Source organism: Rhodocytophaga aerolata (genome assembly GCF_030503435.1).
Taxonomy (GTDB): Bacteria; Bacteroidota; Bacteroidia; order Cytophagales; family 172606-1; genus Rhodocytophaga; species Rhodocytophaga aerolata.
The window spans coordinates 35,348-44,857 of the sequence record NZ_JAUKPO010000040.1; the positions used below are offsets into that span (position 1 = coordinate 35,348).

The 9,510-nt window shown below is 32.3% G+C and carries 10 protein-coding genes; all 10 read left to right on the top strand.

The window, feature by feature from the left end; genetic code table 11:
* Positions 1 to 41: 41 nt before the first annotated feature.
* On the top strand, positions 42 to 983 hold the full coding sequence (locus Q0590_RS32380) for a glycosyltransferase family 2 protein (RefSeq protein WP_302041817.1): 942 nt from the start codon (positions 42 to 44) through the stop codon (positions 981 to 983).
* 314 nt (positions 984 to 1,297) lie between these two features.
* Positions 1,298 to 2,344, top strand: coding sequence for a glycosyltransferase family 2 protein (locus Q0590_RS32385; RefSeq protein WP_302041818.1), 1,047 nt, complete (start codon positions 1,298 to 1,300; stop codon positions 2,342 to 2,344).
* Positions 2,326 to 3,363: a glycosyltransferase family 2 protein gene (locus Q0590_RS32390; protein ID WP_302041819.1), complete on the top strand. Its 1,038-nt coding sequence runs from the start codon at positions 2,326 to 2,328 to the stop codon at positions 3,361 to 3,363. The genes Q0590_RS32385 and Q0590_RS32390 overlap by 19 nt, the downstream gene beginning before the upstream one ends.
* A 53-nt stretch (positions 3,364 to 3,416) precedes the next feature.
* The gene (locus tag Q0590_RS32395) at positions 3,417 to 4,367 is read left to right on the top strand and encodes a glycosyltransferase family 2 protein (RefSeq protein WP_302041820.1); all 951 of its coding nucleotides are present in this window, start codon (positions 3,417 to 3,419) and stop codon (positions 4,365 to 4,367) included.
* Positions 4,368 to 4,393: 26 nt separating this feature from the next.
* A complete protein-coding gene (locus tag Q0590_RS32400) occupies positions 4,394 to 5,341 on the top strand; it encodes a glycosyltransferase family 2 protein (protein WP_302041821.1) in 948 nt (315 codons plus the stop codon).
* An 18-nt stretch (positions 5,342 to 5,359) separates the two neighbouring features.
* Complete coding sequence (locus tag Q0590_RS32405) at positions 5,360 to 6,106, top strand: class I SAM-dependent methyltransferase (protein ID WP_302041822.1); 747 nt, start codon at positions 5,360 to 5,362, stop codon at positions 6,104 to 6,106.
* Positions 6,103 to 6,978, top strand: coding sequence for an alpha-1,2-fucosyltransferase (locus tag Q0590_RS32410; RefSeq protein ID WP_302041823.1), 876 nt, complete (start codon positions 6,103 to 6,105; stop codon positions 6,976 to 6,978). Before Q0590_RS32405 ends, Q0590_RS32410 begins: the two co-directional genes overlap by 4 nt.
* A 59-nt stretch (positions 6,979 to 7,037) precedes the next feature.
* Complete coding sequence (locus Q0590_RS32415; RefSeq protein WP_302041824.1) at positions 7,038 to 7,973, top strand: glycosyltransferase; 936 nt, start codon at positions 7,038 to 7,040, stop codon at positions 7,971 to 7,973.
* A 40-nt stretch (positions 7,974 to 8,013) separates the two neighbouring features.
* Positions 8,014 to 8,934 (top strand): nucleotide-diphospho-sugar transferase, encoded by a 921-nt coding sequence (locus Q0590_RS32420; RefSeq protein ID WP_302041825.1) that lies wholly within the window; start codon positions 8,014 to 8,016, stop codon positions 8,932 to 8,934.
* 285 nt (positions 8,935 to 9,219) lie between these two features.
* Positions 9,220 to 9,510 (top strand): hypothetical protein (locus tag Q0590_RS32425; protein WP_302041826.1); only part of this gene is annotated, 291 nt, incomplete at its 3' end.

A 9,510-nucleotide genomic window follows, 5' to 3' on the forward strand; every position in this document is an offset into this window, starting at 1 on the left:
CATTTCTAATAATCCACAATTATACAAAATGATAAAAAGTAATGCATAAAGTTTCTGTTATCATACCTAATTACAATCATGCCAAGTTTCTACAAAAACGAATTGAGAGTGTTCTAAACCAAACTTTTACAGATTTTGAAGTTATCATAATGGATGATTGTTCAACCGATGACAGCCGTGAGATAATAGAGACGTACGCGCAAAAAGATAAAAGAATCAAACTTATATTCAATCCTACTAACAGCGGTAGTACCTTTAAGCAATGGAACAAAGGCGTAAGATTATCTAAAGGTAAGTATATCTGGTTGGCGGAAAGTGATGATTATGCTGATAGAAATTTTTTAGAAGTACTTGTAAAAAAGCTAGATGCACACCCTAAGGCTGCGTTAGTATTTAGTCAATCATATATGGTTGATGAATATTCTAACAATTTAGGTATTCTTACAGAAGTAATGAATAATATAAGCCCTTATTTTCCATGGCAAAGAGATTTTACTTTAGAGTCAAAAAGCGTTATTGCAAGTTTGTTTATGGATTATAATTTTATTCCAAATGCCAGTGCTGTGCTGTTTAAAAAAAGTGTTTTTGAACAAATAGGTAGGGCGGATGAAAGCTATATACAGGCAGGAGACTGGCTTATGTGGCTAAAGTTTGGCTTACATAGCCCTATCTGCTTTTCCTATCCACCTTTAAATTTTTTTAGATTTCATAATAATAATGTACGCTCCAAAACAAAGAAGATTCAATATTATGAATACTTTAAAATAATGTACTTTGTTTACAAGCAAAAGCATTTGGATTCAACAGTGAGAACGAAAGCAAAACACAAAATGCTTTTATACAGAAAAAAATGTTTAGAAAATGAAAAGCAAATTGGTCTTTATAAAATATATAAAATTTCATTCATTGTTTATATAATAGGGTATACAGATAGATTAAAATCTTGTTTAAAAAATATACGCATGAACAAGAGTTTATTATAAGTATAGTATATTACTTTTACTTCTTTTACATAATTGTGCATAGATAATTAGATAAACATATAAAGGAGAATTCTAATCAATAAAAATTCCCTGCCAAATTATATGACAACAGCTATTCTAATGGATATTATGGATAATTGACCTTTTGAGAAACAACTTAATATTATATATTTTTTCACTAGAAATGTTTGTCATATAATTAAGCAATACTATCTCAGTGAATCGAATAAGAAAAAGAGTATGAATAAGAGCAGTGAAAGGTCATTTTTTAAAATCAATTATTATATTAAGTATATACTTTGACCATTTATTGAATGGAGACAAGCCCTCTAAAAGTTAGCGTGGTGATGCCAGTGTATAATGGAGAAAGCTATATTAAAGAAGCCATCACTAGTATTTTATATCAAACTTTTATTGATTTTGAATTCATTATCATCAATGATGGCTCAACTGATGCTAGCGTTCGTATTATTGAATCATTTAAAGATAAAAGAATACGGCTTATACATAATGATCAAAATATTGGTTTAACAGCAACACTTAATAAGGGAATTGATCTAGCTAAAGGTGAATACATTGCCCGGATGGACGCAGATGATGTAAGCTTAGAGGAACGGCTGGCAAAGCAAGTAACATTTCTGGATCAGAATCCTGATATAGGAGTTTGTGGAACTTGGTTTAAGATAATTAATACTAATCAAATAATTGAGCGCCCGAACTCTTTTGAGGATATTAAGCTGCACTTGTTATGCAATAATGCATTTGGGCATTCTACGGTAATGATGCGAAAATCCTTTCTCAAAAATTTTGGACTACTTTACAATATAGATTATCGTTATGCACAGGATTATGAATTATGGGTTAGATGCTATGCTTTTTTCCGGTTGGCTAACATAAGTGAAGTGCTGGTGCTCTACCGCTTACACAATAATCAAATGACGGAAACGTATGGAGATGTAGTGGATAATGAAAAATATACGATACAGCTTTTACAGCTACAATATTTAAACATCGTACCTGCTGTTGAAGAGGAAGCAATCCACAAAGTATTAATTAATAATTACCTTAATGCGGATAAGGTGGTCATTCAAGGCATACCTAGCTGGATAAAGAGATTAAAAGTTGCAAATAAAAAAAATAGGATATTCGCAGAACCACATTTTTCATTGATGCTTGATACATGCAAACAAGAAGTATACAGCATATACCGCAAAAAAAAATTTAGAAATCAGAAAATTTATAATCTGTTCTTATTACATGAATTTTATACATCGGCTACACAGCCATATAGGTGGTTTGAGGTAGGCTATCAAATTAAATTTGTTCTGAAATGTTTGATAGGATGGAAAGCAAGAGTATAAATAATAGTAACCTTCCCTTGATCTCAGTGATCATTCCTTGTTTTAACTATGCCCATTTTCTGCCACTAACGTTAAATAGTTTACTTAATCAGTCTTATCAAAATTGGGAGGGAATAATAGTAGATGATGGATCAACCGATAATACCAGACAAATAGCAGAGCAGTATATACAAAAAGACATACGGTTTAAGTATTTTTATCAAACTAATCAAGGCTTGTCTGCTGCCAGGAATACAGGTGTATCTTGTAGTATTGGAGAATATATACAGTTCTTGGATGCCGATGATTTGTTAGAAACCAATAAGCTGAAATTTCAGATTGAATTTCTTCAATTGAATTCAGACATTGATGTTGTTTATGGCAGGGTAAGATATTTTGATCTAATTTATCCGGATAAAATTCTCATCAAAGAAGAATACAAAGTTTCAGGTTTTTCAGGTGGTGGCAAAAGTTTAGTTAAAGAACTAGTATGTAGTAATATAACAGCTGTGCATGCTCCCATACTTAGAAAAAAAATATTCTTAAAAGTAAAGACGTTTGATGTAAACTTTAAATCTCTCGAAGATTGGGATTTCTGGTGGAGATGTTCTTTTCAAGGAATAAATTTTCAGTATTTACCTGCAGAACAAACGGACGCTTTATACAGAGTTCATACCAGTAGCATGAGTAAAGATAAATGGAAAATGCATTACGCAGAACTTCAGCTTAGGGAGAAAATGGGTAAGCATCTGCATGACCCAGAACTTTTGAAGCTTAATCTTTCTATTCTGAAAAGAATTAAGAAATCATTGAGTAGATATGCCTGGAACGATAGCATTCAGGGAAAGTCGATTCAAGGATCTGATAAGTTTAAAACTTTATTCAGGCATTATAATCAAATTCAATTTCTAATTAACAGTGAATTAGTAAAACACATGCCTAAAAGGCTGGTCATACTGTTTTATTATTTAACTCATTCACATGCTTTGGTTAAACTTATTACTAACAAATTAAAAGGAGATACTTTAGCAATTAAATGAGAAAGATATACTAAGATGTGGTAATCTTACAAACTTTTCTATAAAGTGTATGCATGAGTAAAGTAACTATAATCCTACCAAATTATAATCACGCAGCTTATTTAAATAAACGCATTGAAAGTATATTACATCAAACTTACCAAGATTTTGAAATCATTTTAATGGATGACTTTTCTACTGACAAGAGCAGAGAAGTATTAAACCAATATTTACATCATCCAAAAGTATGTAAGGTTTTGTTTAATACTATTAATAGTGGTAGTACTTTTCTGCAATGGCAAAAGGGGATAGATGTAGCTGAAGGAGAATATATATGGATTGCAGAAAGCGATGATTATGCAGATGAATTATTTTTAGAAACTCTTGTAGCTCGATTAGAACAATATCCTCAGGTAGGAATTGCTTACTGTCAATCTTTTCGTGTAGATGAACATAACACAGTAATATGCTCATGCAAAGATTTGTATCCTAGCATAGCTTGTGGAAAAGTATTCAATGGAAGAGACGTTGTATTGAATTATATGGTAGGTGCCAATTTAATACCAAATGCTAGTGCGGTACTATTCAGAAAAGAAATAGCCAAACAGATAGATAGCACTTATACTCAATTCAAATTTTCTGGAGACTGGTGGTTTTGGTGTGAATTGCTGTTAAAGTCAGATATAATTCATATATGTGAAGAAATGAATTACTTTCGCTTACATAGAAATAAAGTAACCGTATCTGCCATTAAGAATGGATTAGGTATCATAGAGGGTTTACATATTCTTAAATTACTCAGACAAAAAGCCAACCTTCCGAAAGAAATATATACAAATAAAACAAAAAACTATGCGAATACGTTTATCTGTTCGCAGTCAGATCAGACTGAAGAAGCCCCCCTGCCAGCTAAAGTCGCAGCAAAAATTCTTTGGCAAGGATTTAAAGCAAATAAACTGTTTATAAAAAGAGTGATTTATTTATTTCTCCGGAAGAAACTATTTAAAGTCGGAATGATCCCTTAATTTAGCTGACTATTTTCTTCTACATAATGTTTTCAGATCAAAAGCATCCAATTTCCTTTATTATACCAGCTTATAATTGCCAGCAAACCTTAGCAGAAACGGTAAATTCAATATGCGATGGAAATTTTATGGAAGGAGACGAAGTAATCATAGTGAATGATGCTTCTTCAGATAATACTCTTGAAATTGCTAAAGAGTTGCAAAGTAAGTTCCCTGCCATAAAAATCCTTAAGCACAAGATTAATAAAGGAACAGCGGCAGCGGCTCGAAACACAGGTATAGAAAATGCACAGAATGATTTGATTTTTTGTCTCGATTCAGATAATGTATTAGTATCTGGTAGCATAAATTTATTAAAACAGTATATGCTAAGTACTAATGCTGATGCAGCAGCATTCGGAGAAATTCATTTTTTTACAACTGTCTCAGAACAAATAAAGGAAATTGTATATAAGACCGTCTTCAAAAGTGGTGAGTTCACACTTGCTGATGCTCTAAGTACATATTATAGTATTGGACACAGCGGTAACTATTTATTCACAAAAAAAAGTTGGCTAAAAGCAGGAAGATACTTCGAGCCATTTTTGATTAATCAGACTTTAGATTCCTGGACTTTTACAATTTATCAATTAGGTACAGGCACTAAGTTAGTGAAATTGAAAGAAACATATTATTTGCATAGACGTGTTGCGAATTCACATTGGGAAAGAGAAATTAAAAAAGGAAATGTTTCTATAGCTGGGTTGTATGCTATTATTCCTTTTCTTGACTTGATTGAAGACGATGATGTAGAGTATATTTTAAGTAAAGAAGGGCGATATCATTGGGTAGATGAGTTGCAAAAAAGACCAATACGTTTGAAAAGTGGAATGAAAGGTACCCCTAGTGTAGAATTTATTCAGATAAAGAAAAAGGCAAATAAGAAAAGCTTAAAAGGTTTAATAAAGAGATTATTGCAAAGGTTTACATTATAATCTCTTGATACTATGATTATGAATTTATTTAAAAAAGTTATTTTAAAATTCATTTTAACAAATCAAGCTTCTTCAGTAGGCAGGAACAATGAAGAAAATAGACACAAATGGATTGAAAAAGTATTGCAAAATATACCTGATGGAAATAGAATATTGGATGCAGGAGCAGGAGAACAACCTTTTAAAAAATTTTGCACACATTTAAGCTATGTTTCACAAGACTTTTCACAATATAATCCTAATAATTCGGGCGTTGGTATACAAAAAGAAACTTGGACTTATGGTAATATAGATATTGTTTCCGATATAATAAACATACCAGAGCCAGATAGTTCGTTTGATGCTGTTTTATGTACAGAAGTGATAGAGCATGTACCTGATCCTGTCAAAGCCATATGTGAACTTAGTAGGTTGCTTAAAAGAAAAGGTTTACTCATTATAACTGCACCTTTTTGCAGTATAACACATTTTGCTCCATATCATTATAGCACTGGGTTTAATAGATTTTTTTATGAAAAACATTTGTCTGATTTAGATTTTGATATTATTGAAATAGAAAGTAATGGTAATTTTTTTGAATACCTTGCTCAAGAATTAAAATTTTTACCAGGTGTGGCTTCCAAGTATGCCAAGGTTAAATTAAACTATGAAGAGAAAATATATATCAACTCTCTAATGCTAATGCTGGATAAGCTAAGTAAAGCCGACACTAATTCTAGTGAATTATTGTGTTATGGATATCATGTATTAGCAAGAAAGAGATGATAATTGTAAGATTAAATGGGGGGTTAGGAAACCAACTATTCCAATATGCTTTAGGAAAGCACCTGGCTCATCTACACAAAACGCAGCTTAAATTAGATATACGTTGGTTCGAAAAAGGTATCAGAAATTATGAATTGAAGTATTTTAATATAAATGAAACTATTGCAACAGAGGAGGAGATAAGCTTTACCTCTAACATGACTACCTCTCTAATAAATAGATTTCAGCGGAGTATAGTTGAACCTCTTTTGCCTTACTACAAAAGAAGTATTGTAGAAGAAAAAACTAACTCATTTGATAGAAATATATTTAAATCTAAAAGTGATATTTACGTAAAAGGGTACTGGCAAAGTGAAAAGTATTTTGTGAATATAGAAGAACAAATCCGAAGAGATTTTACTTTTAGATACGAACTTGACCATAAAAACAAAGGCTTGAGTGATAAAATAAAAGTCTGTAATGCGGTAAGTGTACACATTCGGCGAGGAGATTATGTATCTGATCCAGAGTATGCAAAAAAATATGGTGCTTGTAGTGTGGATTATTATCATAGAGCATATACTTTATTTGAGAAAAAATTTGAAGAACCTTATTATTTTATTTTTTCAGATGATATACAATGGGTACAAGAGCGTATTAAATTTTTTCAACCATGTGTTTATATCAATCACAATACTGGTAATAATAGCTATAAAGATATGCAGTTAATGAGTTTATGTAAACATAATATAATAGCCAATAGTACTTTTAGTTGGTGGGGAGCCTGGTTAAACTCTAATTCTGAAAAAATTGTAGTTGCACCCATAAACTGGTATCACGATACAACTATAGAAACAAAAGACCTTCTCCCGGAAGGCTGGTGCAAATTGTAATCTGTTAACTATCATGCATTATGATTAACTCCTTAAACTCTTCAAAGAAGCAATAATTTATGAGTATAACTCTTTCTGTGGTTATTCCAACATATAACAGAGTTTTTTATTTAACTAAAGTACTTAAGGGATTAGAGCAGCAGTCGTTAGATAAATCTTGCTTTGAAATTATTATAGTGGATAATAAGTCTACCGACAATACGAAAGAAGTAGTATTAGGCTATAGTACATCTATAGAAAATCTGATTTATATCTATGAGCCTAAACAAGGCTTAAATTATGCCCGAAATACTGGCCTTTGTCAAGCACGAGGAGAATATATTGCATATTTAGACGATGATGCAGTTCCATACGAGCACTGGGCTAAAAAAATTATTGAAGTATTTGCCAGTGTGAAACCACAACCAGGAGTAGTCGGAGGACCTACTGTTCCAGTTTGGGTAGGAGAGAAACCTACTTGGCTTATCCCTAAATTTGAGCCAGCTATTTCAATGATTAATTATGGTGGAGAAAGTAGATTTTTACAAGGACGGGAGTTTCTTGTAGGAGCCAATATGGCTTTTTTGAAAACTGCTTTAGTAAGTATAGGAGGCTTTATTGATGGGTTGGATAGAATTGGTGATAAGTTATTGTCGGGTGGAGATACAGCCGCTATTGAAAGTGTAAAAAAACTAAATTTGGGTGTTTATTACCATCCGGATATTGCTGTAGATCACTATGTTTCAGCAAATAGACTTACCCATAAATGGTTTATTAAAAGGTATTATTGGGGTGGATATTCAGAAGCGCTCATGTGGTATAAACTGAGTAAGCCTAATTATAGGTTACGCCTAAAAAAAATTGGCTTTTATTTGTATGGGTTTATTCGCAATCCCGCTCATCTGGCATATCCATTCTATACGCCAGCCAACCCCCAAAAGTTTTGGTTCAAATGCATCGTGCATGCTAGAATAGGCTATCTTTATTCATTATTTAATCATATTGCTAAAAATTAATAGTCAATTTTTGAATATGTTTTATACACCTATTCTATTTATGATTTTTAATAGGCCTGATACTACAGCTAAAGTATTTGAAGAGATACGTAAAGTAAAACCAAAATACTTATTCATAGCTGCTGATGGTCCTAGAGCAGACCGACAGGGAGAAATAGAGAGATGTGAACAAACGCGAAGGGTAGCTACACAAATTGATTGGCCTTGCCAAGTAAAAACTTTGTTTCGAGATAAAAATATGGGCTGTGGTCTTGCTCCTGCAGAAAATATTACATGGTTTTTTACGCATGTAGAAGAAGGTATAATATTAGAAGATGATTGTGTGCCCCATCCAAGCTTTTTTGGATTTTGCGAGAATTTGCTTTCGCATTACAGAGATAATTTAAAAGTTTTCCAAATATCCGGAGATAATTTTCAGCACGGGCAAACAAGAGGAAAAGCTTCATATTATTTTTCTAAATACACACATATTTGTGGGTGGGCTACATGGCGTAGCAGGTGGCAGTATTATGACTTCTATCTATCCAAAGCAGAAGAGTATAAGAGAACAATGCTTATTGAAAAAAAGTGTAGACACAAATCAGAAGTTGCTTTCTGGCATCGTAAGTTAGAAATGCTTAGTGGGGGAAAGCGTAAAGATATGTGGGATTACCAGTGGATGTTTGCTTGCTGGAATATGAATGGATTATCAGCTGTATCTAATGTTAATTTGATTTCCAATATTGGTTTTGGTAGTGAAGCAACACACACTGTGAATATAGATCTTAAAGTAGCCAATCTGACTGTTTATGAAATAGGTACTATTGTGCATGCTCAAAAAGTGGAAGCTAATGAACAAGCAGACTTTTATACTTTCTTTAAATCAGGGGCATTTTTTTTACCTTCATTAATTGATAAAATCAGATGGAAGATAAAAAGTGTACTTCCAGAGAATATAAGGTTATTAATTTCGAAAATTTAAATATTGTTTAGTATATTTAGATGTAGAAACACTACATACAATGCTATTGTTTTCATTAAGTAAGAAATCTAAAAAAAATCTACAGATATAGAGAATCTCTTTACTTAAAATCCATTAAAGTGTTGTTATACAAGATAGATAAGTGATAAAATTTATATTTAGTAACGGAGATATACAATCCATTTATTTTAATCTAATTTTTTGTTTATTATAATAATTACTTTTATAATACATTAGTCAATTAATGTCAATGAATTTAGAAAATATTACTTAATAACTTTTTAGATGAATAAAGTTTTACAAATTTTTTGCTTACTATGGTTTCAAACCTTGTTTGCACAAGCGCAAGCTCCGCAGATTACTTCGCCTGGTAGCGGAGCTACAGTGCCATCAACATTCAATGTTTCCGTAGCAGCTTATCCTACTGCAACTTCTATGTGGCTGGAATACCGGGTAGCCAATTCAGGTAGTGTCTTCACTGTGTTGCAGCAGTCCGGTACCGGCCCTTATACTTTCACGCCTAGTGGTCTTTTGGGAGGTACCCAATATGAAATACAAGCCAGAGCGTTTAATGCC

Coding starts and splice junctions, on each gene's coding strand:
- Q0590_RS32385 (WP_302041818.1), top strand. CDS start 1,298: ATGGAGACAAGCCCTCTAAAAGTTAGCGTGGTGATGCCAGTGTATAAT.
- Q0590_RS32410 (WP_302041823.1), top strand. CDS start 6,103: ATGATAATTGTAAGATTAAATGGGGGGTTAGGAAACCAACTATTCCAA.
- Q0590_RS32420 (WP_302041825.1), top strand. CDS start 8,014: ATGATTTTTAATAGGCCTGATACTACAGCTAAAGTATTTGAAGAGATA.
- Q0590_RS32390 (WP_302041819.1), top strand. CDS start 2,326: ATGGAAAGCAAGAGTATAAATAATAGTAACCTTCCCTTGATCTCAGTG.
- Q0590_RS32400 (WP_302041821.1), top strand. CDS start 4,394: ATGTTTTCAGATCAAAAGCATCCAATTTCCTTTATTATACCAGCTTAT.
- Q0590_RS32395 (WP_302041820.1), top strand. CDS start 3,417: ATGAGTAAAGTAACTATAATCCTACCAAATTATAATCACGCAGCTTAT.
- Q0590_RS32415 (WP_302041824.1), top strand. CDS start 7,038: ATGAGTATAACTCTTTCTGTGGTTATTCCAACATATAACAGAGTTTTT.
- Q0590_RS32380 (WP_302041817.1), top strand. CDS start 42: ATGCATAAAGTTTCTGTTATCATACCTAATTACAATCATGCCAAGTTT.
- Q0590_RS32405 (WP_302041822.1), top strand. CDS start 5,360: ATGAATTTATTTAAAAAAGTTATTTTAAAATTCATTTTAACAAATCAA.